Annotated in this window: 1 protein-coding gene; it reads left to right on the top strand. The window is 39.7% G+C overall.

What is annotated here, in order from left to right; genetic code table 11:
* Nucleotides 1-403, top strand: a 403-nt coding sequence (locus AC2JF9_RS10050) for a hypothetical protein (RefSeq protein ID WP_500727486.1), incomplete at both ends; no start/stop codon positions are given.

The raw sequence follows: 403 nt of genomic DNA, 5'->3' as shown, positions 1-403 counted from the left end.
ATACTGAACTTAAAAAGACAGTAGAACAGCTGAAAAAGAAAAATATGCAGCTGGAAATCATGAATGACATAACAAAAAACATCAAAATCGATATGAACCTCGAAGAAATCGGAACATATGTCACGGAAAAGCTGCGGCTTTTGATATCATTTGACGATTGCCGCCTGTTCCTGCTTCAAAATGGCGATCCAGTTTTGGAACAGGTTTATCCAACCCCCACTGCAAATACGGAGTATAGAATAAAAAATGCGGATCCCTCTCTATTCTGGTTTGCATTAACGGAGAAAAAAGTCATGCAAAAACAGATAAACACCAAGACAACCCTGTTTGCAGAAAGAGAATGGCTGCTCTCTCAAGAACTCCTATCGATTTTGGTTATGCCCCTTTACAGCATAAACGAGGG

The organism is Lactobacillus sp. C449L (assembly GCF_059900815.1).
This window is presented reverse-complemented; position numbering and strand designations above follow the sequence as displayed.